General features: G+C 25.5%; 23 protein-coding genes. 5 read left to right on the top strand and 18 right to left on the bottom strand.

The genetic code is table 11. The features are described 5' to 3' along the window. Positions 1-252: 252 nt before the first annotated feature. Positions 253-1500, bottom strand: coding sequence for a response regulator (locus ACYUDJ_RS07610; protein ID WP_003488429.1), 1248 nt, complete (start codon positions 1498-1500; stop codon positions 253-255). A gap of 512 nt (positions 1501-2012) precedes the next feature. Further along, on the bottom strand, positions 2013-2957 hold the full coding sequence (locus ACYUDJ_RS07605; RefSeq protein ID WP_043031299.1) for an alpha/beta hydrolase: 945 nt from the start codon (positions 2955-2957) through the stop codon (positions 2013-2015). A gap of 306 nt (positions 2958-3263) precedes the next feature. On the opposite strand from ACYUDJ_RS07605, the gene ACYUDJ_RS07600 reads away from it, so the two are divergent. Continuing rightward, entirely contained in the window at positions 3264-5480 is a 2217-nt protein-coding gene (locus ACYUDJ_RS07600; protein ID WP_061329591.1) for an SH3 domain-containing protein, read from the top strand. 146 nt (positions 5481-5626) lie between these two features. Here ACYUDJ_RS07600 and ACYUDJ_RS07595 read toward each other — a convergent pair whose 3' ends face one another. Together ACYUDJ_RS07595 and ymfI are read right to left on the bottom strand one after the other, a co-directional pair. Then, on the bottom strand, positions 5627-6577 hold the full coding sequence (locus tag ACYUDJ_RS07595) for a response regulator (RefSeq protein ID WP_042386118.1): 951 nt from the start codon (positions 6575-6577) through the stop codon (positions 5627-5629). A 61-nt stretch (positions 6578-6638) separates the two neighbouring features. Further along, positions 6639-7382 carry an elongation factor P 5-aminopentanone reductase gene (gene ymfI, locus ACYUDJ_RS07590; RefSeq protein ID WP_003488425.1) on the bottom strand — a complete coding sequence of 248 codons (744 nt, stop codon included), beginning with the start codon at positions 7380-7382 and terminating at the stop codon, positions 6639-6641. A gap of 372 nt (positions 7383-7754) precedes the next feature. Here ymfI and tpx point away from each other — a divergent pair, with 372 nt between their 5' ends. Continuing rightward, complete coding sequence (gene tpx / locus ACYUDJ_RS07585) at positions 7755-8249, top strand: thiol peroxidase (protein WP_003488423.1); 495 nt, start codon at positions 7755-7757, stop codon at positions 8247-8249. A gap of 96 nt (positions 8250-8345) precedes the next feature. Here tpx and ACYUDJ_RS07580 read toward each other — a convergent pair whose 3' ends face one another. Both ACYUDJ_RS07580 and trmB read right to left on the bottom strand, forming a co-directional pair. Further along, positions 8346-8609, bottom strand: coding sequence for a DUF3892 domain-containing protein (locus tag ACYUDJ_RS07580; RefSeq protein WP_003356414.1), 264 nt, complete (start codon positions 8607-8609; stop codon positions 8346-8348). 218 nt (positions 8610-8827) lie between these two features. Next, a complete protein-coding gene (trmB, locus tag ACYUDJ_RS07575) occupies positions 8828-9481 on the bottom strand; it encodes a tRNA (guanosine(46)-N7)-methyltransferase TrmB (protein WP_043031295.1) in 654 nt (217 codons plus the stop codon). Positions 9482-9742: 261 nt separating this feature from the next. On the opposite strand from trmB, the gene ACYUDJ_RS07570 reads away from it, so the two are divergent. The 3 genes from ACYUDJ_RS07570 (at position 9743) to ACYUDJ_RS07560 (ending at position 13043) form a co-directional block, all read left to right on the top strand. Then, positions 9743-11077, top strand: a complete 1335-nt coding sequence (locus ACYUDJ_RS07570; protein ID WP_163247283.1) for a hypothetical protein — start codon at positions 9743-9745, stop codon at positions 11075-11077. Positions 11078-11203: 126 nt separating this feature from the next. Then, positions 11204-12466, top strand: coding sequence for an ArsB/NhaD family transporter (locus ACYUDJ_RS07565; RefSeq protein WP_042386453.1), 1263 nt, complete (start codon positions 11204-11206; stop codon positions 12464-12466). Positions 12467-12572: 106 nt separating this feature from the next. Then, positions 12573-13043: a hypothetical protein gene (locus tag ACYUDJ_RS07560; RefSeq protein ID WP_003488415.1), complete on the top strand. Its 471-nt coding sequence runs from the start codon at positions 12573-12575 to the stop codon at positions 13041-13043. 125 nt (positions 13044-13168) lie between these two features. Here the strand turns inward: ACYUDJ_RS07560 and ACYUDJ_RS07555 are convergent, their stop codons facing one another. The 12 genes from ACYUDJ_RS07555 to ACYUDJ_RS07500 all read right to left on the bottom strand — a co-directional run bounded on the left by ACYUDJ_RS07555 (position 13169) and on the right by ACYUDJ_RS07500 (position 26135). Next, complete coding sequence (locus ACYUDJ_RS07555; protein WP_003488413.1) at positions 13169-14317, bottom strand: ABC transporter permease; 1149 nt, start codon at positions 14315-14317, stop codon at positions 13169-13171. Beyond that, complete coding sequence (locus tag ACYUDJ_RS07550) at positions 14317-15453, bottom strand: ABC transporter permease (protein ID WP_242867271.1); 1137 nt, start codon at positions 15451-15453, stop codon at positions 14317-14319. The genes ACYUDJ_RS07555 and ACYUDJ_RS07550 overlap by 1 nt, the downstream gene beginning before the upstream one ends. A gap of 2 nt (positions 15454-15455) precedes the next feature. Beyond that, entirely contained in the window at positions 15456-16391 is a 936-nt protein-coding gene (locus ACYUDJ_RS07545; RefSeq protein WP_043031293.1) for an ABC transporter ATP-binding protein, read from the bottom strand. A 613-nt stretch (positions 16392-17004) separates the two neighbouring features. Further along, positions 17005-17637: a response regulator transcription factor gene (locus ACYUDJ_RS07540; protein ID WP_242850917.1), complete on the bottom strand. Its 633-nt coding sequence runs from the start codon at positions 17635-17637 to the stop codon at positions 17005-17007. 171 nt (positions 17638-17808) lie between these two features. Further along, a complete protein-coding gene (locus tag ACYUDJ_RS07535) occupies positions 17809-18369 on the bottom strand; it encodes a sensor histidine kinase (RefSeq protein WP_265450141.1) in 561 nt (186 codons plus the stop codon). A gap of 791 nt (positions 18370-19160) precedes the next feature. After that, entirely contained in the window at positions 19161-19811 is a 651-nt protein-coding gene (locus ACYUDJ_RS07530) for a site-2 protease family protein (RefSeq protein ID WP_080333485.1), read from the bottom strand. Positions 19812-20053: 242 nt separating this feature from the next. Next, on the bottom strand, positions 20054-21196 hold the full coding sequence (locus ACYUDJ_RS07525) for an ABC transporter permease (protein WP_043031287.1): 1143 nt from the start codon (positions 21194-21196) through the stop codon (positions 20054-20056). 1 nt (position 21197) lies between these two features. Next, positions 21198-22322 carry a SagG family ABC transporter permease subunit gene (locus ACYUDJ_RS07520; RefSeq protein WP_043031285.1) on the bottom strand — a complete coding sequence of 375 codons (1125 nt, stop codon included), beginning with the start codon at positions 22320-22322 and terminating at the stop codon, positions 21198-21200. Between the two features lie 11 nt (positions 22323-22333). Next, positions 22334-23266, bottom strand: coding sequence for an ABC transporter ATP-binding protein (locus ACYUDJ_RS07515; RefSeq protein WP_043031283.1), 933 nt, complete (start codon positions 23264-23266; stop codon positions 22334-22336). Between the two features lie 161 nt (positions 23267-23427). Next, positions 23428-24114 carry a SagF family protein gene (locus ACYUDJ_RS07510; RefSeq protein WP_242867296.1) on the bottom strand — a complete coding sequence of 229 codons (687 nt, stop codon included), beginning with the start codon at positions 24112-24114 and terminating at the stop codon, positions 23428-23430. Between the two features lie 49 nt (positions 24115-24163). Next, a complete protein-coding gene (locus tag ACYUDJ_RS07505) occupies positions 24164-24802 on the bottom strand; it encodes a CPBP family intramembrane glutamic endopeptidase (protein WP_042386110.1) in 639 nt (212 codons plus the stop codon). Next, positions 24777-26135, bottom strand: coding sequence for a YcaO-like family protein (locus ACYUDJ_RS07500; protein ID WP_043031279.1), 1359 nt, complete (start codon positions 26133-26135; stop codon positions 24777-24779). Before ACYUDJ_RS07500 ends, ACYUDJ_RS07505 begins: the two co-directional genes overlap by 26 nt. Positions 26136-26148 lie beyond the last annotated feature (13 nt).

Here is a 26148-nt window from a genome sequence, read left to right as displayed (position 1 = left end):
ACCAACATAATTAGTCCACATATGTAAACTAATTATGTTGGCTATATCTAGCTAAATAACTCCTTATTTTCTATCTATTACACCAATCACTTATTAAATTATTAAGTAAATATTATTTTTTATTTTTATATTAACCTATATGCGGCAAAATAAATACTTATTCTCCATATATATTGCTAATATTACCTTATATTTTAATTTTATATCATTAATTCCCAAATTTCAACTAAATTAAAAATATTTTTTATAAATTTATTTATTTTTACTATAATACATCAAATCTTGCTCTAATTTATTTATATTTATTCTTATCTTTTCTACTAATTTATAAATATGCTCAATGTCACCTACTATAGCTCTTTCTTTAATCTCATTTAGCAATTTTTTCACCTCATATAAATCAAAATTTGAAGAGGCTCCCTTTAATTTATGTATTAAATTTCTTAAATTTTCTATATCTCCATCTCTTGATAACCTTATAATTTCATCCATTTGTTCTTTAGAAAATAACTCTATTATTTTATGAGCCAATTCTATTACTAACTCTTTATTACCATCTAAATTTTTTTCTAACCGCTCAAAACTACTATATATTTCTTTTTTCTTTAGCTTGATTTTACTATTATTAATTTGCCTATTGTTATTTAAATGCTTATCTATTATATATTGTAACTTATCTGAATCTATAGGCTTACTTAAATAATCATCCATACCTAATGATTTAAATTTCTTCTGTTGCTCTAAAGAATCATATGCTGTTAAAGCTACTATAGGTATTTTACTCCATTTAGGATTTTTTTTAATTATATTTGATGCATCTAATCCATTCATTATAGGCATTGATATATCCATAAAAATTAGATCATAGCTATCCTTTTCTAAAGCTACTATGGAATCTCGGCCATTAGAAACCGTTTTTGCCACCCATCCCTTTAATTCAATTAATTTACTCATTACTATTTGATTTACATTATTATCTTCTGCTATCAATATCTTAAATATATTTTTGTTACCATTATTCCCATTTAATAATTTACTATTTTTTAAATGTTCTTTATAGGTTAAATCTAACTTAGTTTTTAATACTTCTATCATTGTATTTACATTCTCTGTTATATTTAAGCAACATGCACCTACCCCTAGTATATTGTTATCTTCATCCTTTAAAGGAATTATCTCTATTTCATAAAACTCTACTTTACTACCATTAATTAGAACTTCCTCATTTGTTATAATCTTATTTCCCTTTAATGCGCTCTTCATTTTTTCTTTTATTCTTAATATTAAATTATCACTAATGTTTAAAGGACAATAGTCTTCAATTATTTCTAATATATTCATACCCACTTCTACATGAATTCCTAATAATTTTTCCATAAATTTTTTATGACTATTATTTAATTTTATATAATGAAAATCTTTATCCAAAATGAATATGGAAACATTATTTAACTCCCCCACAAATAAATTCAAAGCATTTATATCCCCATACTTTATCATAAATTTTATCCTTCCCTATACATATATTATAAATTTAAACATACTACTATAGTTTTCGAAGTTTTTACGGAAAACTTATACATATTCATATATTATAAAAGAACTATTGCCTTATAAATTATAATAAATTCTTCAATATTTTCATTTTATTTTATATAAAAATGTATTTAGGAGATTGGATTTAGAAATTCATATATTATTTTAAAGAAATGAGGCTGTCTCAAAATAGCCTTAATTTTGAAACCGTAAATATAAATAATACATTCATAAAACAATTCATTTTGCTAAGCAGTTCTAAATTTGACTCCATTAAAAATTTTTTACCCAGTAGAGGCGCCTTCCTTGTCTTCACTACTGGGTCCTCACATCCTGTGAGAAATTACAAAAATTTTTAATTCCGTCAAATTAAGAACTATTAAAGCTCATTCATATGTTTATTACATGTATTATCTATATTTACTATATTAAAATTAAGGCTATCTTCATTATGAGACACCTTTATTAAACACCATTTATTCAATAGTTTTATTATATTTGCTATCAATCCAATTTAACACATCTTGGAACACTTCTTTTCTATTTATCTCATTTAAAATTTCATGTCTTCCTTCTTTATATAGTTTATAGTTTACATCCACTACACCTATACTTTTATAAAAATTATATAAATTTAGTATCCCTTTACCAAAATTTCCTACTGGATCTTTATCTCCTGCTATTATAAATATAGGTAAATTTATAGGTATCTTACTCTTGTTTTCTTCTTTCCATATAGACTTTAATCCTTTTAGAAAATCATGATAAAAGGAGGTCGGAAAAATCGTTCCACAGTATTCATCCTTTATATATTTATCAACCTCCCTTTCATCTCTAGTTAACCAATCGAATTCTGTTCTATTAGGTTGAAATTTTTTATTATATCCTCCAAAGGATAGATTATTTAAAAGATTACTTTTATGTTTTCTTCCTCTAAATCTCATTTCTAATTTAGCTACTAAAATCCCTATATTTATTAAGGAGCCTTGATTGCCATTAGTTCCTACTAATATAACTCCATTTAATTCTTGTCCATACAATTGTATGTATCTTTGACTTATAAAAGAACCCATACTATGACCTAATAAAAATACAGGTAATCCTTCATTTTCTTCTTTTATTATAGTATTTAATGTATGTACATCTTCTACCATGGACATAAAGCCATCTTCTTCTCCTAAGTATCCTAATTTATCTAAACTTAATGCACTTTTACCATGTCCTCTATGGTCATTTGCATAAACTATATATCCAGCTTCATTTAAATAGGAAGCTAAGCCTTCATATCTATTAGCAGTTTCAGCCATGCCATGGGATATCTGTATGACTGCCTTTATGTCTTGTTTATTATCTGGCTCCCACTTATAAACATTTATTTTTGTATCTTCTCTACCTTTAAATGAAAAACAACAACTTTTCATATGGGTCTCCCTTCCATGAAATTACTTTTTTATTAAATTCTATCAATGCTTGTAAAATTTCTTCTATATAATTTTCAAAATTGTCCTATAAAGATATATTATTAAATTTATAAAAAAAATACTACTTAAAAATACCTAATTTATAAAAATTTAATAGTGAATTAACTGTATTTTGAACTTTATACCAAAATATGGTATATTATTGTTAAAACTTTTGTTATTTCTTCTCTATGGTATAATAAAATTGTTAGAATTAACGATAAATATTAATAAATACTTATTTTAAATATGAAGGGAGGATTTTCTTTGAATAAATCAAGAAAGGCTTTTACTACTTGTGCCATATCCGCTGCTTTATTAGGACAAAATTTTTTATTTTCTCAAAACGTTCTAGCCGCTAGTGATAGCATGTACCCTAATGTTAATAGTAGTGCATATAATTCTAACAATATATTTACTCAATGCGGATTTAAAGGACAATGTACTTGGTTTACCTATGGAAGGGCTTTAGAAAAATTAAACATGAAACTTCCAAGTCAATTTTATGGTAATGCTATAGATTGGTGGTATTCTAATATTAGATCAAATACATTCTCCTATGGTTCAGAACCTCAAGCTAATTCTATAGTAGTTTGGAGTGGAGGTTCAAAAGGATATGGACATGTTGGTTTTGTAGAAAAAGTTGTAGGCGATACCATTTATTACAACGAAGGAAATGTTGAAAGAAGAGGCTATTATGATGGTTATGTAAAAACTATATCTAAACAAGCTATAAAAAATAGAGGTAACTTATTTTTAAAAGGATATATCTATTTAAATGGTAGTTCAAATAGCTCTAACAATAATAGCAATAACGACTATACTATAATAAAAACATCTAAGGTTTCTTGTTCAAGCCTTAATGTTAGAAGCAATCCTTCTCTATCATCAGCGGTTATAGGTGGTGTTTCAAAAAATCAAACTGTCTCTATTATCAGTGAAAGTAATGGATGGTCAAAAATAAAATATGGCTCTGGAATTGGTTATGTAAGCTCCCAATATTTATATGCTGGAAATAATACTATCAATTCTGGTAATGGTGGTTCTTCTAGTAATGAAAGTGTACAACCTGGTTTTGTTAAACTATCTAACAGTAGTTCATTATTGAATGTTAGAAGTTCAGCCAATTTATCTTCTAGTATAATAGGTTCCCTTAAAAATGGATCCTCTGTATCAATATTAGGTAAAACCGGTTCTTGGTATAAGATTAAATATGGTTCTAAAGTTGCTTATGTAAGTTCAAATTATATTTCATCAAGCAACAATTCTAACTCTAATTCTGATAATAATTCTAGTACTTCAACTGGTAAAGGAACTGTAAAATTATCTAGTACAAGCTCTTCATTAAACCTTAGAGATAATCCAAGTCTATCCTCTAAAATATTAGGTGGACTTTCACATGGTTCTTCTGTTGATATACTGGGTAAAACTGGTTCTTGGTATAAAATTAAATATGGTTCTAAAATTGGTTATGTAAGCAGCCAATTTATAACTACTTCCAACTCTTCAAATAGTAGCGGATCTTCCGTAACAAACCAAAAATTTGGTACCGTATATCTATCCAACAAATATTCTACTTTAAATGTAAGAAAAAATGCTGGAACAAATAGCAGTGTAATTTCATCATTAGCCTATGGAAGTAAAGTAGAAATACTATCTTCTAGCGGTGAATGGTATAAAATTAACTTTAAAAATACTACAGGTTACGTGTATAGCAAATACATAAAAGATACAGCTCAAAAAGTTGTGGCGTTTAATCAAAGTGCTACACAGGACAAAAAATATGGAGTTAAAGAAGATAATGTTACTATAAATAATAAGAGTGCTGATGTAGCAAAGTCTAATACAGAAAATGAAAAAAAATTAGTTACAATGAAATCAGAAAAAGAAAAAGAACAAGAAAGAAAGAAATCATCTGAGCCAGTACAGATAAAAGTAACTGAAGAAGCTCAGAGAAAAGCAACTGAAGARGCTCAAAGAAAAGCAGCTGAAGAAGCTCAAAGAAAAGCAACTGAAGAAGCTCAAAGAAAAGCAGCTGAAGAAGCTCAAAGAAAAGCAACTGAAGAAGCCCAAAGAAAAGAAGCTGAAGTTGAGGCTTCCGAGTCTCAGTCAAAAGGACAAAGCAATGTATCAGAAAAAGCACCAGCAACACATGGAGACGTAACATCATATGCTAGACAATATCTAGGTACTCCTTATGTTTGGGGTGGAACTTCACCAAGTGGATTCGACTGTTCAGGCTTTGTACAATATGTGTATAGAAATGCAGCAGGTATATCATTACCAAGGGATACTTATGGACAAATTGGAGCAGGTTCTAGAGTTTCACAAGATCAATTACAGCCTGGTGATTTAGTATTCCCAGATGCAGGTCATGTAGGCATATATATAGGTGGTGGACAAATGATACATGCTTCAAAACCAGGTGATGTAGTAAAAATTTCATCAGTATGGGCATTTTATGCAGGAGTAAGAATAAAATAATTAACAAATCTTTATATAAATTTAAAAACTATAAAAGGATTTTAGTATGAATAAAAGGCCTACCTGCAAAATAATTGCTGGGAGGCCTTTGCTTCTTTTGATTACTCTTTATTTTAAAATAACAATAAAATTTTTCCTAATTATTATTATTTTAATTTTATATTTTCCCTCATCTTATCCATAAGTTTATCTAAAAGTTCCTCTACAGTATCTCCATCTACAGGATAAGTTACATTTCCATATCCTACATGATATTGTGATAATTGAGGATAAATTAAAGAAAGCATTTTATATTTTTCTTGTATTTTATTTTTCATATCTTCAACTTTATCTTCATCACAATTTGGCAATACACCTACAAAAGTTAATAAACCATGTTTTGTTATAAAATTTGGACCTTTAAAAATATCTTTTATTCCTTTATAAAAAACATCTGTTAATGTTATATAACTTTCTTTTACATCTATTTTTTCTTCCTCATCTGTATTTTTTATAAGAGTAAATATAACTGAAGAAACTTTTGTGTTATCTGTTTTAGCTTTATTTAATTCATCAACAAAATAAATTTTAAACTCTTCCGGTAATTCTTCTTCCTTAACATTGAGATCTATAATTTCTTTTTCTTTAAAAACTTCTTCTTTAACTTCATTAGTGTTTTCATTATCTTCATTAATATATATTTTTTGAACTTTAGATTCCTTTTCTGTTGATACTTGTTCTTTACTACCTTTACTTTCTTTTATAGTTTTAACTATTCTATCTAATAGAACTTTATTATCAAAAGGTTTTAATATATAATCTGAAATACCTTCTCTTATTACCTTTGCAAAGGCATCTCTAGTGTTTACCTTAGTTAATATAACTATAGGAATGTCCACATTTCTTTCTCTTATTTTTTCAACTACCTCAAATCCATCTTCCCTAGTTAAACCTAACTCTAGTATTATCAAATCTATATTATCCTTTTTTTCATAAAGCTTATTAAAAAATTCAAAGGAAGTAGAAGCCTCATAAACTTTTATGTCTTTTTCCTCTAAAAGATCTTTAACTCTGTATCTCATATAACTCATATCATCTAATATTATAATATTTTGCACACTTATCACTCTCATATTTAAATTATTTTTTATACTTTGAAATTTTTATGTTTAATATTAATTAACACATAGCTCCATCTATTGTTATGATTTGTCCATTTACATAAGAAGAATCTTTACTACTTAAAAATACAACAACCTTCCCTACTTCTTCTCCTTCTCCCAATCTCATAAGTGGAATTTCATCTTTAAGACTATTTAAATCTTCCTCACATAAAGAACTATTCATATCTGTATTTATAACTCCAGGCGCTACAGCATTTACTCTTATGTTGTTAGGACCAAGTTCCTTAGCTAATGCCTTTGTAAAAGCATTTATCCCCCCTTTTGAAGCTGAATAAATAACTTCACAAGATGCCCCTATATTTCCCCACATAGATGACACATTTATAATAGTTCCTTCCCCTTTATCTAACATGTATTTAACTACATTATGGCTGCAGTTAAATACTCCTTTTAAATTAGTATTTATTATATTATCCCAATCATTTTCATCCATATCTATAAATAGTCCTATTTTAGCTATACCGGCATTATTAACTAAAATATCTATTTTACCAAATTTATTTATTGCAAATTCTACTAATTCCTTTGAACTATTATAATTTGAAACATCTGCCTTACATACATATCCATATCCCCCTAAGTCTTTAATTAAACTTAAAGTTTCTAGGGCATCTTCTTTGTTTTTGTTATAATTTATAATTACATTAGCACCAGCCTTTGTAAGCTCTAAAGCTATACTTCTACCAATACCTCTAGAACCACCTGTAATTATTGCAACTTTTCCTATTAAATTTACCATTTTTATCTCTCCCTTTAATTATCTATTAAAACCAATAATTCTTTAGTGCAATTTTTAATTTAATTAAATTTTTTTTATTATATTTATGTTGTATTTTTATAAATACTTTTACATAACTTATAATATTAAGAGCATTTATAATTTGACTTATTAATTACAATATTTATCAAATTTATATTAACATTAAGTTCTTTTACTGACAAACTTATTTATAATATAATGTAAGTTTATTAGTAAAAACTATATTATATTGTAATTGTTTTCTAATTATTTTAAAATATCATAAAATTCATTGCATAATGAAAAATTTTATGATATGCTTTTAATAAATATTAATTATTTTTTAATATGAATTATCAGGAGGTAATATAAATGGAAATAAAATTTATGGGAAACCCAATAACCCTTGAAGGAAATGAATTAAAAGTTGGAGATATGGCACCAGACTTTACTGCTATAGACAATAATATGAAACCAGTTTCTTTAAAGGATACCAAAGGTGTGCGAATACTTTCCGTAGTACCTTCTTTAGATACTGAAGTTTGTGATCTTGAGACAAGAACATTTAATTCAAAAGCTGCTGAAATTCCAAATGTAACTATTTATACCATATCTATGGATTTACCTTTTGCACAGGCTAGATGGTGTGGAGCTCATGGTGTAGATAAAGTTATAACTTTATCTGATTTTAAGGATAGATTAGTAGGTAAAAATTATGGCACATATATAAAAGAATTAGGTTTATTAACAAGAGCTGTTTTTGTAATAGATAGTAATAATAAAATAACTTTTGTTGAATATGTACCAGAAGTTACAAGTCAACCAAATTTTGATAAAGTATTAGAAGCTGCCAAAGCTTCCCAATAATATAAAATAAAACTTATTTAAACATATATATTAAAACAGGTATTTCTTAATTTGTAGAAATACCTGTTTTAATATTATTTAAAAGAATACTAAAATTTATTCAAATGAGTTTTGTTTTACAGTTGGTAATGTTTGAAGATCTATTCCGCCAGTTTTTTCTGGTATACCATGTAAATATTGTTCTCCATTTTGAGCTGTACCTATAACTACATCATTTATTTCTCCCTCTGCCGCTCTTTCTATAGCCTGTTCTTTAGTTAATAATTCACCATTATTTAATTTATAACCAGTTACAGCACCTTTTCCATCTTTTACTAGAGCTACAATATCTTTACCAAAATTATTGTTACCACCAATCATAATAACACCTCCAATTAAGGATATGTTATTATGTTTCCCAATAAAAATATATTTATATATTTTATAAATATATTTTTTAAAATTCTCTAATTAATTTCTAGTATTATTTTTAAATTTATGTATTAGCCCTCTTTACTTTTCTAAAATGGTTTTCACAAAATCTAACATCTATCCTATGGCAAATAATTTATACTATAGCTCATTACATATAAATTCTTTTATGATAACCTAGCTCTTAAAAACATTATTTTCATTCCCATAGATTCAAATTTTGTTTCATATTCTGTTTTTATATTTTCTTTAAAGTCACTATTATGAAGATCATATGTGATGTATTCTATATTAAATCCACTTTCCTTAAAATATTCCTGTGAATCCTCAAAAAGTTCTTTATCATCAGTTTTAAACCATATTTCTGTATTTGGTTTTAAAAATTTTTTATATTCTGTTAGCAATTTCGTATGAGTTAATCTTCTTTTATTATGTCTTTCTTTTGGCCAAGGATTGCAAAAGTTTATATATATTTTACTTATTTCATCTTTATCAAATACTTCTGCTATTTCCATTATATTCATTGTAATAAATTTTATATTTTTAAGTTTTCTTTCAACTTCTTCTTCTTTTTCTTCAACTTTTCTTATAGCATAAACTATAACTTCATCTTTTAAATCTATTCCTACATAATTTATATCTTTATTTTTTTCTACTAATTGTGATATAAATCCTCCTCTTCCACAACCTAATTCTAAATGTATTTCATTATTATTATTAAATTCCTTATTCCATCTTCCTTTTAGTTCTTTAGGTTCATCTGCAAATTTATCACTAGCTTCTATCTCTGGTCTTGCCCACCATTTCTTTCTAAGTCTCATCTTTTAACCTCCAGATATTTTTAATCTATTACTGAAATATTATATCATAACATCTATTATTATTAGTAATCTATAATTTAATTATATTTTAAAATACAACTTCACCATGCTGTAATTATTCTAACAAGTAACTACAAGACTAATACTTCCCTCACATTATGTCTATTATTTACTATAATAATTTAAGTAAGCTCATTATATGGCGATAATTATACTATTTAGTAGAATTATTATTGGAAGGATTATATAGGAACATATATTATGAATAATTTTTTAGAAGAATTAAAAACCACTAAAGTTATAAGCAAAAATGATATTGAAAAAATCAAGAAATTTATAAATATTAAGTATAAAGATGAAGATAGCAAAAAAAAAGCTTATATGGTATCTTCTACTATTCATAATATTATTGAAAGTAAAATAGATTTCTTTCCAAAATCAATACAGAAAGATTTCAAAAATACTATTTTAAAAAATACTTTTTTAAATGATAAAGATTCCATTTATTTATGGGATATCTTTTATTCTTATATAGATTATGCAGATTTTAAAAAAGAAAACCTAGAAATATTATTAAATTGGACTAATATTAATATAAAAAATAAAACTGATAAAGAATCTTTAGTAAATTGTTTATATAGAAATAATTTACTAAAATATGATGAAAAAAATACTAAAATTAAAGATAATTCTAGTTCTAGTTCTAGTTCTAGTTCTAGTTCTAGTTCTAGTTCTAGTTCTAGTTCTAGTTCTAGTTCTAGTTCTAGTTCTAGTTCTAGTTCTAAAGATTCTAGCACTAAGCTCTCAAATGAACAACCTGATATAAAAATTAAAAAGGATGATTCTATTTATCTACAAAATATCCATACAGAATTTAATAATAATGTTATTAATATTAAACAAAATCCAACAAATATAATAAATGATAAATATAATCCTAAAAATATTACTAAAAAACTCAATATAGATCTTTTATATAAAAATAATATATTTAAACTTTATAATAACTCTATTGCTTTTGCATTAACTATATTATTTATTTCTTTAATATCTATATATTTATTAAATATAAATACTAGCATTAAAACTAATAGTAAAAATATTATTGTTTATGAAAATAAAAATGTTAAAACTAAAAAAAATAATACTCTTGATAAAAATAAGCATCTACCCCAATATGTTAAATATAAAACTTTAAATAATGAAAAACTGAAGAAATATTTATATACCAAAAACTCTTTATTAGCAGACGAACCTTATTTTTCATCTATAATAGCATCTGCAGAGGAATTTGATATAAATCCTTTAATATTGTTTGCAATAACTGGACAAGAACAAGGCTTTGTCCCTAAAAACAATAAGTCTGCTAAAAAAATAGGAAATAATCCATTCAATGTTTTTCATAGTTGGAAGGAGTATAATTCTGATATTAAAGATTCCTCTAGAATAGCAGGAAGAACTGTATTTAATTTATTAAATACTATGCCTAAAGGACAAGATCCTTTTAAATGGGTGAACAATACATATGCTGAAGATGTTAATTGGTGGAAGGGTGTTAAATCCTTATTTAATGAATTAGAAAAAGCGGTAAAATAAGAAATCTTTGTTAAATATATAATTAATTGAAAAGGGGTTTATTTATTTCCAAATTAGTATTAAAATCTAGAGGTACATACTAAAATTTTTTATAGGGGGATGATTAAAATACTTAATAATTTTAACATGATGCTTCCAGCAATTATATTTATAATAGTTTATGGATTAATTATTTCGGAAAGGGTGAACAGGGTTGTTGCTTCTCTAAGTGGAGCTGCTATTATGCTCATATTAAAATTAATTACCCAAGAAAAAGCTTTCTTAAAAATTGATTTTAATACTATAGGCTTATTAATTGGGATGATGATTATAGTAAATATAACTAAAAGAACAGGTATCTTTGAATATATAGCTATAAAAGCAGCTAAATTTTCTAAGGGGAATCCTATTAAAATATTAATACTATTTTCTGTAATAACTGCTGTTTTATCTGGAGTATTAGACAACGTTACTACTGTGCTTTTAATAGTACCTGTAACTTTGGTTATAACTAAAACATTAGAAATAGATCCAATTCCTTTTTTAATGTGTGAAATATTTGCATCTAACATAGGAGGCACTGCTACTTTAATAGGAGATCCACCAAACTTAATGATAGGAAGTGCTGCAGGATTAAGCTTTTTAGATTTTGTTAAAAACTTAGCTCCTGTAATTATAATAATACTTATAGTTACATTATTAGGAATAAACCAATTATATAAAAATTCTATGCAAACTTCTGAAGAGGATAAGAAAAAAATTATGGCTTTAGATGAAAGTAAAGCTATTCGTGATAGGTCTCTTATGAAAAAATGTCTAACAGTACTATTTTTAACTTTAGTAGGATTCCTAACTCATAGTTATTTGGGTTTTGAATCTGCAACTATCGCCATAGCTGGTTCTGCTATATTATTAGCTATAAGCAAGGTAGAACCAGATGAAATACTACAAGAAACAGAATGGGGTACTATATTCTTTTTCATAGGTTTATTTATAATGACTGGGGTTTTAGAAGATGTTGGCATCATGGAGGTCTTAGCACAAAAAACCTTGTCACTAACAAAAGGCAACCTAGTTATGACGGGAATATTTGTGCTTTGGATATCTGCTATTGCCTCTGCATTTATAGATAATATTCCTTTTGTAGCTACTATGATACCTTTAATAAAAGCTATGGGCACCATGGGCGGTATGAATATAACTCCACTTTGGTGGGCATTATCTTTGGGTGCTTGTCTTGGTGGAAATGGAACTATGATCGGAGCTTCTGCTAATCTAGTAGTAATTGGCATAGCAGAAAAAAGTGGTTATAAAATTTCTTTTAAGGACTACTTTAAACTTGGATTTCCTGTAATGTTAGTGTCAATAATAATATGTACTGCTTATCTTTTAATGTTTTTTTTGAAATGATTCTAAAATTATTTTATAATATTTTGAAAATTGTGGATATTAACACTTGCTTAATGGTATAATATAAACAAAGGATAACTCACTTAGTTTATAGGGGGGCTTTTAAATGGACAATTATATGAAAGTTAAAAATTCAATGTTAACTTTTTTATTAGAACAAATGGGAGCTAAAATTCATAGAATCACAGGAATAGTATGCTATGTTGAATTCACCATACACTCTGTCATTATAAAATATATGTATCACTTAGATAAAAAAAATAAATACTTCTTAGAAAGAATTTCTCCCTACAATGTAGCTATTGGACAGTTTGAGAAAGAAGAAGATGTGATAAACACCATAAAAATAGATATATCTAAGTTTGAAAATGCAAAAAATAGTAATAAATTTAATAAATTTATTAATACTGGGAAAGATTTTGTTGATATAGTTAAATCTTTTGAAGATCTTTATTTACACTATAATGTTTCAAAATATGATTTAGCTGATATACAGCAAAATATAGAAAGCCTAAAAGAAAAGTTAGAAGAAGTATCTACTAAAGCTGATGTAGTTTATGATAAGCCTACAAAATAACTGAAGATTATTAAACTAAAAATAATTTATAATGTATGAAAGTATAAAAACTATAATACTAGTAAACTATTAAAGTCTAGGAACCTATTTTTCAAATATATGTTCCTAGACTTTTTTTCTTTAAATTATATAAACTCCTCTGTCTTATTTTCCATTTTTAGCTTATATACTGTAATAATGAAAAATGTACTTGCAAACAATATTAAAATTAGCATATTTATACCTATATCTTTAAAATTAGCTCCAGTATTTATCTTAAAGATAGCGTCAATAGCCCATTTTTGTGGTGTAAAGCTAGCTAAATTCTGCATAAATTTTGGCATTATTTTTATCTCCCAAAAGCCTCCTCCTATCATGGTGCTTAATACTGTAACTATTACACTTAAATTAGAGGCTTCTGATGAAGATTTACAAATAGTTACTATAAATATACTAAGAGAAATAGCAACTATAGAAAAAATAATTAATATTAAAAGTATTATAAAATTTTTACTTCCCATAAGATTTTCTTTTAATACATATTTGTCTACTATAATCATAACTATAATTATTTGAATTAAACTAAACATAAAATTACAGAGTATATTTCCCAAAATATATTGCTTAGGACTTACAGGAGTTGTTGCAATTCTATTATAGGTTTTATTTTTTCTTTCTTCTAATATAAACTTACTTATATTAGAAGAGGAAGTTAATACAAACATCAATAACATTCCTATAGTTATATAGCTTAATTCTTTTTCTCTAGATTTATCTTTAACTTTTTCTACATTAAGTTTAAGTATTCCGTTTTCAGTCTTATTATAAAATTCATCAAAACTTTTTTTATCCTCCTTATGGAGGTTACCTATAATTTTTAAATTATCTATATATATATTTAAATAATTTTCTAATAAACCCGTAACTTCAGCTCCTTTTATAGATACTATTTTTATTCTTTTTATATTATTATTGTATACTTCTTCTGAAAAATCCTGTGGTATAACTATTACACAATCTACCTTTTCCTTTGAAATAAAATTATTTATTTCTTTTTCCTTTACGTTTACTATTTTAAATCTATCTCTTTTTTCTACGTACTTTATTAATTTTTTAGATATTATTCCAGCATCCTTATTATTTATACCAATTTTTATATCTCTTCCACCACTAGTATTCATTATTATCATAAATACTGCTAATATAATTGGTAGTACGAAAGTTATCCATATGGTACTCTTTTTCTTCATAGCTACTTTTATCGTATTAAAAACTATTAATAAGCTTTCCCTCATTATATTGCCTCCCTTCTACTAAAATTTAAAGAGGAGATAATTAAAAATATAAATGCTATAGATAAATTTATAATTATAATTTTATAACTTAAATCATTATTATTAAAAAACATACTATTAAATATAGCATCCTTAATCTTGCTAAATATATTAAAATCATAAATCAATCCTAATACTTTACTCTCCTGAAAGTCTATAGGTGTATATCCCCCTCCCAAAAATGTTATAAAGGGCAATATACCATTTAAAAATGATTCTGCTACACTTTGTTTTTTGAATAAATATATTATAGATATTCCTGCAAATATAGCCATAATTATTTCTGATAGTAAAACTAAAAGTATTATTCCTTCACTTTTTCCCCAATACACTTTTAATGCATATTTACTAAATAAAAATACCAATAAGATTTGTATTACAGATACAAAAGTTAACCCTAATACTTTTCCTATAAATATCTCATGCTTTGAGGCAGGAGAAGAGGTTAACTTAATTATAGTATTTCTAGTATATTCATTGCCAAAAGAATTCACTGCTGCTAAGGATATATATAGAATTATCATTACTATCATAGCTACAGCATAATATTCCAAAGAACTAGGCGTTTTTTTATTTTCTAAGGATTCCATTTCCACATATTTATTTATTTTATTTATATTATCTTTCTTAATAAGTGTGGGATTTATTTTTATTACCTCTACCACCGTATTATATTTTTTAATAAAGCTATTCGTTATTACTTCTACTACTGAAGCCTGGGAACTATATTTATCATTTTTATAAAAATCAATTTTATTACCCTCTTTATGAAAATTCAAATAACAAATATACTCTTTATTTTGAACTTTCTCCTTAGCTATTTTTGTATTATTTTCTTTATAAATTTCTATTCCTTGTTTTTTTATTATATCTAAAAATTCTTCAAATGCTTGTTTATTCTTTGTATCTTCTCCCATGGTATATATAACTTTAGTATCCTTGAATAAATCAATTTTATTAAAAGCACTATTTAAAGAAAATCCTAGCACTGTAATAAGCATCATAGGCCAAATTATAAACATTATCATACTTTTTTTATCTCTAAAATTAATTTTTATTTCATTAATAGCTATATTTAAAAATTTTATTTTCCTCACCCTTAATCTCTTAATTTTCTTCCTGTTAAACTTAAAAATACAGTTTCTAAATCCGGATTTTTAGTTTCAACATTTTTAATAGGGATATTTTTATTAGTAAAAAACAAAATTATTTTATCTAAATTATTTACCTCCTTATAGCTATCTATTTTTATTAAATTATCTTTCACATATACATCAGTAACTCCATTTATATCTTTTATTTCTTTTTCATCAATATTTTCTATTCCACCAACTGTTATATATACTGTATTTTTATCTCTAACTATTGCTTTTAATTCTTCCTTTGTACCCTCTGCCACTAATTTACCATGATCTATTATTCCTATATTAGTACATATTTCTTCAACTTCCTCCATGTAATGACTAGTATATATTATGGTTGATCCCATCTCATTAAGTTTTTTTACTGATTGTAATATGTGATTTCTTGATTGTGGATCTATACCTACTGTAGGCTCATCCATTATTATTAATTTAGGTGTGTGAGAAATAGCACAAGCAATATTCAATCTTCTTTTCATTCCCCCAGAAAATTCATTAGGGTGTCCCTTAGCCTTATCCTTTAGTCCAACAAATTCCAATGCTTTTTCCACTCTATTTTTTAACTCATCTCCCTTAAAACCATAAAGAGAAGTAAAAAATTTAATATTTTCATAGGCAGTAAGTTCTTTATATAAAGCTATATCCTGAGGAACTACGCCTATATTTTTTTTAATTTCCCTCATATTATTTTTTATGTCCTTACCTAAAATTTCAATATTTCCCTTATTAAAATTTAATAGTCCGCTAATTATATTTATCATGGTACTTTTCCCTGCACCATTTGGCCCCAAAAGTCCATATATATCTCCTTCTTTTATTTCTAAACTTACATTATCTAAAGCTGTAACTTTCCTAAAATTCTTACTCAAATTATCTATTTTAACAATATTCATAAATTATCTTTAGTGAGACAATGTATTGAATCTATACCTCCCCACTAAATATTCACTTCCTTTCTATACTATTTCATATATTTAACAAATAGCTTAACAAAATTATAATTGCCCAATACTTTTTAACTGCTGTTCATATATCTATATCCTTCATTAATAAGAACCAAGCTCCTAGAAACTCTGTTAGTGATATCAGATCTAGTAAAGTATATTCTTAATCAAATCTTTACTTATATAATGTTTTAATTAAACTAAATTAGAACTTAGTTTATAAACAGAGTTCTTGGCTTTAGAGGGAGTTTTCACTCCCTCTAAAGCCTAGAAATCGTTATCCAGGGACGTATCCGCTCTTTACTCTCACTTTGAAAAAGATGGAAGTATTAGAGTGGGTAGTCATCGGATAACTTAATTCTATAAAAAAATGACCCTTCACATCAGTGTAAAAGGTCATTTTATATGTATGACGAAAGTAATATATTTAATTATCCCCTGCCTACCTACCACAATATCTTTATATTATTAAATATTATAAATAACGAAAACTATATCTTTGAATAAGTTCTTCTAAGATTTAACTGGAGCGGGTATCCTTATAATCAAATTCTATCTAAATCTAAGAATCACTTAATTCCCCCTTCAAATGGTATATGGCTATTTGAGTTCTATGTTCTAAACCAGTCTTAGATAAAATAGAACTTATATAATTTTTTACAGTTCCCTCTGAAATAAATAATTTTGCTGATATTTCTTTATTAGATAATCCTTCTGATATAGCCTCTATTACATCTATTTCCCTTCTTGAAAACATATCTTTATTAATATTTTTAATATTTGATTTACAGGAATTAAGTACTTTATCCATAACTACGTCCTGTATAACAGAATTACCTTTATAAACCATTTTTATAGTATCTATTATAGTATCTGGAGTATTGTTTTTTAAAATATATCCCTTAGCCCCAAAATGAAGAGCTTCTCTTATGTAATCATCCTCATCAAAAGTAGTTAATATTAAAACCTTCCCATAACCTTCTTTGCTTATTATTTTTGTAGCTTCTACTCCATTCATAATAGGCATTCTTATATCTAAAAGTGCTATATCTATTTTATTATTTCTACAATATTCTACTGCTTGCAATCCATTTTCTACGGTTTTCTCTATCTTTATATCTTCATCCATATCTAATATTATACTTAAGCTTTCTCTTATAAAAGCATCGTCATCTGCAATTAAAACCTTAATCACTCTATTCCCCCCTTTTTTATGCATTAATTATATTTTAAATACACTTTCTAATTACATTACTATTTTAAATACATACAATCTTAAAATATATAGAAAATAAATTATTTCTTAACCTTAAGTGTTATTACTAAAGAATGAGCAATTTACAATGTGTTCACCAAAAATAATTTTTTACTTAGGTAAAAGTATTATGAGTGAAAAACCATCTCCTCCATCTATTATTAATTTACCATTTTCATTTTCGCATCTTTCCTCTATCCCTCTCATTCCCATTCCTTTTTCTATATTTATACACCCTATTCCATTATCCTTTATATTAAACTTTATGAATTTATTTAGCTCTTCTATAATTATAGAAACTTTGGTAGCTTTAGAGTATTTTATTATATTGGTAAGACATTCCTGCAAACTTTCCTGAATTATTTTCCACTGCTTGTAGCCTACTAAACTTAAATCCCCTTTAGTAACCAATTTTGTATCTATATCTGTTTTTAACATAAAATTATTTATAACAGTTTCTATCTTTGTCAAACCTAATTGTTCCCTTGGAGGTTTTAAATTTCTAACTGTTAACCTTACTTCTTCTAATCCCTCTCTTAAAGATGATATGGATTTTTCTATTAATTTTTCACTTTTTTCTTTATCCTTCTCCATTAATATTTTACAAGCTTCCAACTGCATTATATTCCCTGCTAACACATGTCCTATTTTATCGTGTATTTCCTGAGAAATTTTATTTCTTTCCTCCTATTGTGACAAATATAAATTATAATTTTCTTGCTTTTCATTTAGAACTATTTGATTATTTAAGTTATGGTTTTTTTGTGTAATATTATAATTTTTTTCCGTCAATTCAATTATCCTTTTATAACATTTTTTATACAATAAAAAATTCATAAGACTTAGTAGAGCTATTACTAAAAATTCCTTGGCTATTTCATAAGGAATAAAACAACTTAATATAAAAATTATAATTAATGCTATATGATTTTTCTCATTAAAATAATAGTTTATATCATATATATTAACTATTATTAAAAATATATTAAATTCACCCTTGCTTATAAACAATAACCACAAAATTATAGAACACAAATTTAAAATAAGTTTTACCTTATTGTTTTTTGAAATTTCTATAGAAAAGTTAAATATTATATATAAAAGAAAATATAAAATAGTCCAAGTATAAACTCTTTGTTCCGTATACGTATATGCACAATATAAAAATATTATCATTTTATTATAAATTATGTATTCTCTCATAAAATTCTCCCACTTAGTATGCTAAGCATATTAATAAAAAATACAGTTTTAAATTTATATATCACAAAACATAAAATGCATTTATATCATTAATTCTATTCATTATTTGCAATTGAATCAACAATCTTTTTATTTTTAAGCAATAAATCAGTTTTACTATTACTTTTACTTAGATTATTTTATGTAAATCGTCTATAATTTCCACTAACTAAAAAAGTTCCTCAAAATAGATTTAATTTTGAGGAACTCTTTTTTAAATTTTAAAATATAATCATAGCTATTTTGATAAAAAAAGAATGTAAAAAATTAGTTGGAATTCCTACTAAAAATGATGAAATAGGAGTTACCACAAATATCAATAGAATAATCATTTGATATCTATAAATTACATCAGATATTTTATAAAAAGTCTTAGGCCATAAATCTCTCAATATGTCAAAGCCATCAAGTCCTGGTATAGGCATTAAATTAAATATTGCTAGCATACAATTTATTCTAACTATATAGTTCAATATTAAACCTATTATACCACCTAAGGAAGTTATATCTCCAAAGTTCACTAAATTTAACTTTAACAAGAAAGCTGTTAATAATGCAAATAAAAATGCTGTAATTACATTTGCAGTTACCCCTGCTACAGAAACTTTTATCTCATCTTTATATCCTCTTTTTAATGCACTTGGATTAATTTGTACTGGTTTAGCCCATCCAAATCCAATCAATAATATCATTACAAAACCTATAATGTCTATATGTGAAAAGGGATTTAATGTTAATCTTCCTTGAAATTTAGGAGTTTTATCCCCTAATTTATCTGCTACATAGGCATGAGCAAATTCATGTACTGTAAGACCTACTAATATAGCTGGTATTATTAGTATTTTTGAAAGTATTCTATAGTTTAAGTCCAAAAAACTCATCCTCTCCTAAAATTGAAACTTCAAAACAATTATAGCAAATTTAAATAAATACAACAATTAAATAAATATTAATATAAAATAAATGGATATTCATATATTCACATTATATCAACTTTAAAATTCTCAAAATGCTTTTATAACTTTACAAATATTAACATACTAATTTTATTTTAGTCCACTAATTTTAATAAAAACCTATTTAAAAATTTTTATCAACATTTATTTTTTATATCTTAAAAAATACTTTTTAAGTTTTCATCCTTAGTTAATTTTAATATTCCTATAATAAAAAAACTTACTGCAAATAAAATTACTATACCAATATATAAAACAACCTCATTAAAACTCTTCCCTTGTTGAAGAGAATCTATAGTTTTAAGTATCCAGGTCTGAGGAAATATATTAGCTAATTTTTGCATAAAGTTTGGCATCATATCTAAAGGCCAAAAGCATCCTGATAGCATACACGTTGGAGTTATTAGTATATTTGATAAATAGGATGATTGATTAAGACTTTTAGAAAAAGCTGCAATAATTATTCCAAAACCAATAGATACAAATCCGAAGGAACATAATATTATAAACATTATCTTTGTATCTATATAAAAATTAAGTTTCAGAACATATAATGACATAAACAAAATTACAAATATCTGTATTAAAAAAATTATAAAATTAGCTATTACATTAGCTATTATATATTTACTTTTACTAATATTAGAACAAAATATTCTATAATATGTTTTATTAGCTTTATCCCTTAATATAAAAGATGATGCTGTACTAGAGGCTATAAGCATAAATACAAGTAATAACCCTATGCTTTGTTTTGTTACGGATTTACTCTTAGTTTTATCTCCTATAGATTTATAATTAAGCTTTAAATCTTGTTTTTTAAATCCATCATACATATCTTTAAAAGTTTTTTCATTCTTATTAGAAACCGTACTTATATTATTAAGAGTATCTATATAATAATTCAAATAATTTTTTATCCAAGAAGTAATATCTTCTCCTCTAACAGATATTATATCTAGTTTTTTAAAATTACCCTCTATTATTTCCTTATGAAAATCCTTAGGAATAACTACTACACAATCTACTTTTTTATCCAATAATTGTTTATTCATATTATTCTTTGAAACTTTAACTACAACAAAATTTTTCTTAGAATCTATTGATTTTATCATATCTTTAGATAAATAAGATTCATTTAAATCTACCACTCCTATTTTGCTATAAGAAGTTCCAGAGGCATTTAAAAATAAAGCTATAAATACAGCCAATAAAGGAAGTAATATAAAGGTTATTATATTAGACTTTTTTCTAAAGGTTCTTTTTAAAATACTTTTGGTTAATAAAAATACTTGTTTCATTTTATATCACATCCTTTCTTGGAAATAATATAGCTATTAATAAAAATAAAACTCCAGCCCCTATATTAATTAGCATAGTTATGCCAAATATACTTAGATTATTGCCAAAAATAATTTTAAATATAGCATCATTGCTCCATTTAAGTGGTGATATATTTGATACAGAATTTAACATTTTGCTTCCTATTGGTTCTAAAGGTACATAACCTCCTCCGAGGAAAGTTAAAATAGGTACGAACATATATATAATTATAGACATAACCCCTTCATTTTTTATAGTATTAGCTATACAAACCCCTGCAGATACTGCCATAAATATTAAAGATGCTACCACAGAAACCAAAGCTAATTTATTATTCCCCCAATTTGTCCCTAAAATATATTTACTAAACAAATATATTAAAAAACTTTGAAAGGCTATAACCAAAAAAGAAGCTAATATTTTTGAAAATAATATTTTTAAAGGTGAGGTATTACTACAGATTAATCTTTTATAAGTTCTTCTTTTTATTTCACTAGCAATACTCATAGCTCCTACTGCTGTTCCATATAAAATAGTCATAGTAAGCATAGTAACAGCATAATAATCTATTCCCCTTGGAGAATATTTACCATCTATAGTTTTTGTATTTACAAAATTAGGTGAGGTATTAACTTTTATTTTAGACAAAGCCATTGGATTCTTTGATGCCACTTCTTTTGTCATATTCACTTTATCCACAAAAGCATCCAACAAAGTACTAACTAATTGGGAGTTAAATGCTCGCAAATTATTTTCATAAATATATATTTTTTTATCATTTGGAATCTTTATATATACATCAGTTTTACCATTACTTATTTTTTCTAAAGCATCCTTTTCATCTTTAGTTTCTTTAAAATTAACTTTCATAGTTTTTTCAATTTCTTTAGTAAAATCCTTAAAGTTTTTATCTATTTTTACATCCTTATTTATAGAATACATAACATTAATCTCTGGGATATTAATTGTAGATGCAAAATTTCCTGAAAAAACCGTTCCTAGTATAGTAATTAAAAGCATAGGAAACAAGGTCATTAAAAGCATAGATTTTTTATCTCTCAAATTTTGAAGTATTTCTTTTTTTAATATATTTAATATTTTCATAGAGGTCACCTCTAATCTCTTAATTTTTTGCCAGTTAATTTAAGGAATATTGTTTCTAAATCACTATGTTTATTTTCTATATTTTTTATTTTAATTTTATTCTTTAAAAAGTACATGATTATATCATCCAAATTATCAGATGACTTGTTTGTAATTTCAATAGTATTTTCTTTAATATTAACCTCTATTACGCCATCTATAGATTTTAATGCTTTTATATCTACTTTAGTTAAATTTTCAGTATTAATTACAACCATATTTAAGTCCGAATATTTTTCTACTAGTTCATCTTTTTTACCCTTAGCAATGATAGTTCCCTTATCAATAATAGCTATATCTGTACATAATTGTTCTACTTCATCTATATAATGACTTGTATATATTATTGTACACCCTCTTTCATTTAGCTTTTTTATAGACTCTAAGATATGATTTCTTGATTGGGGATCAATACCTACGGTAGGCTCGTCCATTATAATAAGTTTAGGTTGGTGTACTAGAGCGCAAGCAATGTTTAATCTACGCTTCATACCACCAGAAAATTTATATGGAAAATCCTTTGCTCTATCTAATAAACCAACAAATTCTAAGGTTTCCTTTACTCTTTCTTTTAGTTCTTGTCCTCTTATACCATAAAGACCTCCAAAGAAAGCTACATTTTCATAGGCAGTTAAATCCTCATATATAGCTATATCTTGAGGAACAATGCCAATATTATTTTTTAAATCCTTAGCTTTATTGTCCATTTTCTTACCTAAGATAAATATTTCACCTTTAGTTGGAGTTAAAAGTCCACAAATCATATTTATAGTAGTACTTTTTCCTGCCCCATTTGGCCCTAGAAATCCAAAGACTTGTCCCTCTTTAACAGCTAAATTTATGTTATTAACGGCAGTATTTTGTCCAAATTTTTTTTCAAGATTTTTTATTTCTACAATATTCATAAGATCATCTCCTTTGTAATATCTCCTACAGTAATCGTGCAAAATAAACATTTATAATATTTTATACATATGATAAAAGGATATAGTGTATATTTTTTCATATAACATTTCTTGTATAAAATATACGATTTACTATTCTCTAAAAGTATAATGTTTAAGGTTTATTCTTTAAAAGCTATTATAAATGAATAAAATAAATATAGAATAAGAGTAAGAATGATGGAATTACTGTAAATCATTATACAAGACCCAATAAAATTTAAAACAAAGGCCCAAATTCCATATATTAAGGCTTGCTCTTTGTTTTTTGTAAAAACTAATTTACTTACGCAATATAATATTGCTATGCCAGTAATAGAATATATAAGAGGTAATTCTAAAAAATCATTAAATATATATAACATTACATAATAATAAAGAATCACTTCAAAGAAAGCATATATTATTGGTTTAACTATTCCTGTATGGAATGGATATCTTTTATTAAATTTTATCCAGGATACCTTACTCATTTCTTTTCTACTATCCTTTTTCATTAAATATGAAATAATAACTATAATTATAAAAAAGCTTATTTCTAAAACCCCTATAAAAGACAATATTATCAAAATAAAAGACTCAATTATATTTGTTTGGGTATATATGTTATAACTTTTAACAAAACCTTTGTATAAAAAGTATGCCATGGGTATTACACCTATAATTAATAAATGTATATATTTTATTAATTTCCAACAATTAGTTGGTGATATTCCTATAAATCCACCTAAATTTAAACATAATTTTTTTATAGATTTAAATTTTTTATAATTAATATTAATAGGTAAATAAAGCAGTACTATGTACATACTCATTAAAATAAATACTAAAATTTTAAAATATAAACTCATAAACTTATCAACCTTTCAAGAGAATGACTGTATTTTCTAAGCAATGAGTTATTATAGGAATTAATATATTAAATCCACTAAAATAAAATAATCCTCCATAAACAACCCCTGCTAGTATTTTTTGAAATAATACCTGTTTACCTAAAAATATATGATTTAAGGCATATACAAAGGATGTAATAATAAAAACTCCCACTATATGTAACTTAAAATCTTTAAATAAAATATTAAACCATAATTGTCTATATACAACTTCTTCAAAAATACCTATAAAAACAGATAATATAATGACATTAATATTGGTTTTTGTAAATGCCAAGGATATTTTAAATTTGGGAAGGATCTTATCAGAAATACCTATCACAATATATCCTACAATTATTTCCAAAATTATAGTTAATGGTACAAATATAACAGCAATAATATACCAATAGTAATTATTATCTATATTTATATAAAATTTTTCCTGGGAAATAACAAATATCCCCATGAGTATTATTATATAAATTATAGCTAGTATTTTAAGGCTTTTTTTCAATGATTCATTGTAGGATTTTTCATTATTTAAAAATAACTGAGTTAATACTATCGGATTAAAGGTAACTAATAGTATTAATAAATTAAGGCATTGGGTGCGGATGTTCATTAATTACCCCCCCATATTTTTTCATTCTTGGATGATTTTCAAAGGGAAACTCTGGTATACACATTTCAATTAATTCTGGAATCATAACTCTCATAACATACCAACCCTTGTCCCTAGTTTCTGGCGGCGTTAAATCTAAATATACTGCATATTCACTCATATTTTTTAAATAATTTAATAAAGTCTTTATCTGCTCATCTACATCTTCTATATTTAATTTATTTAAAGAACTTAAATTAATTTCATTCTCTATAAACTCTTCTACTAGTTTATTTTTTTCTTCAATTTTGCTTGGAAGAGAATAATATAGCACATTTGAATCTAAATCCAAAAATTTATGATCATCTTTCATCACATTATTTAGCATATTTTTATTATAAATCGTATTAAAATATGCTCCATAGGATATTGAAGCTGCTTCCATTATTCCTCTAGTTAGAGCATGCGAAGCATCTAATCCTCCTTGTACACCAAATAGTAAATAAGGAAGTTTATTATCCTTTCTTCTTAAAAAAACTCCAAAATTATGTATAGGGCATTCCTCTAAAGCCATATATACAGGTATTATTTCATAGGGAGAATTTTCTCCTAGATTTACATCTTCTAAAACTTTAAGCACATTTTCATCATCTATTTTAACTAAAGAACATTTCCCTTTTGTATACCAGGTAATCATAAAAGAATCAATTTGAATATATTCAATTAGAGCATTTAAAAGAGCTTTTTTAAAACTTTTATGAGCTGCAGTACCTGTACTAAAGGATGGTATAAAATTCATTTCTCCTTTACTTTTATCCTCTTCATAGCCTACAAACATCATTTTTGCTGGTACATATATTTCTTCACCTTTGTTTAATAAAGAAGGGCATTTAATCCATCCTATTATGTCATCTTCTTTTACTTTTTTATCACAAATAGCCACATTTAATTCTTTAGCTTTTTTTATTTGTTTTTCTGTAAATACATCTATATATTTTAAAGGCATCACTTTATTATTTTTGCTTAATTCCTTATAACTTTTATATATAATCTTATCCTTTAATAGTGTAGGTCCCATAATACTAGAATACCTTTCAATACTTTCACCGGTATATTTAATTAAAGCTTCCTCATAATGGGATCCATAACCTATTATGTGATATTGCATAGATACATCCTTATTAAATACTTGTTTATGATAATCTGGCATGTTTCCTGTTATACTTTTCAAAAACACATCACTATTAAAATTAACTACAGGCATACAGGATGCTTCTAATATACCACTTTGATTTCCTGATAAAGCTTTAAAGTTCTCTAATATATTATTAAAACTTGGGTAAAATTTTATCATCTCAAAGCCTCCT

The sequence above is a fragment of the Clostridium sp. CTA-6 genome, assembly GCF_054768115.1.
The sequence above is the reverse complement of the archived record's forward strand: the minus strand, read 5'-3'. Positions and strand labels throughout refer to the sequence as shown.

Bases quoted from the DNA above. Each gene is read 5' to 3' on its own strand.
- ACYUDJ_RS07610 (WP_003488429.1), bottom strand. From the start codon at position 1,500: ATGATAAAGTATGGGGATATAAATGCTTTGAATTTATTTGTGGGGGAG.
- ACYUDJ_RS07605 (WP_043031299.1), bottom strand. From the start codon at position 2,957: ATGAAAAGTTGTTGTTTTTCATTTAAAGGTAGAGAAGATACAAAAATA.
- ymfI (WP_003488425.1), bottom strand. From the start codon at position 7,382: ATGGTAAATTTAATAGGAAAAGTTGCAATAATTACAGGTGGTTCTAGA.
- tpx (WP_003488423.1), top strand. From the start codon at position 7,755: ATGGAAATAAAATTTATGGGAAACCCAATAACCCTTGAAGGAAATGAA.
- ACYUDJ_RS07580 (WP_003356414.1), bottom strand. From the start codon at position 8,609: ATGATTGGTGGTAACAATAATTTTGGTAAAGATATTGTAGCTCTAGTA.
- trmB (WP_043031295.1), bottom strand. From the start codon at position 9,481: ATGAGACTTAGAAAGAAATGGTGGGCAAGACCAGAGATAGAAGCTAGT.
- ACYUDJ_RS07570 (WP_163247283.1), top strand. From the start codon at position 9,743: ATGAATAATTTTTTAGAAGAATTAAAAACCACTAAAGTTATAAGCAAA.
- ACYUDJ_RS07565 (WP_042386453.1), top strand. From the start codon at position 11,204: ATGATGCTTCCAGCAATTATATTTATAATAGTTTATGGATTAATTATT.
- ACYUDJ_RS07560 (WP_003488415.1), top strand. From the start codon at position 12,573: ATGGACAATTATATGAAAGTTAAAAATTCAATGTTAACTTTTTTATTA.
- ACYUDJ_RS07555 (WP_003488413.1), bottom strand. From the start codon at position 14,317: ATGAGGGAAAGCTTATTAATAGTTTTTAATACGATAAAAGTAGCTATG.
- ACYUDJ_RS07545 (WP_043031293.1), bottom strand. From the start codon at position 16,391: ATGAATATTGTTAAAATAGATAATTTGAGTAAGAATTTTAGGAAAGTT.
- ACYUDJ_RS07525 (WP_043031287.1), bottom strand. From the start codon at position 21,196: ATGAAACAAGTATTTTTATTAACCAAAAGTATTTTAAAAAGAACCTTT.
- ACYUDJ_RS07520 (WP_043031285.1), bottom strand. From the start codon at position 22,322: ATGAAAATATTAAATATATTAAAAAAAGAAATACTTCAAAATTTGAGA.
- ACYUDJ_RS07515 (WP_043031283.1), bottom strand. From the start codon at position 23,266: ATGAATATTGTAGAAATAAAAAATCTTGAAAAAAAATTTGGACAAAAT.
- ACYUDJ_RS07510 (WP_242867296.1), bottom strand. From the start codon at position 24,114: ATGTACATAGTACTGCTTTATTTACCTATTAATATTAATTATAAAAAA.
- ACYUDJ_RS07505 (WP_042386110.1), bottom strand. From the start codon at position 24,802: ATGAACATCCGCACCCAATGCCTTAATTTATTAATACTATTAGTTACC.
- ACYUDJ_RS07500 (WP_043031279.1), bottom strand. From the start codon at position 26,135: ATGATAAAATTTTACCCAAGTTTTAATAATATATTAGAGAACTTTAAA.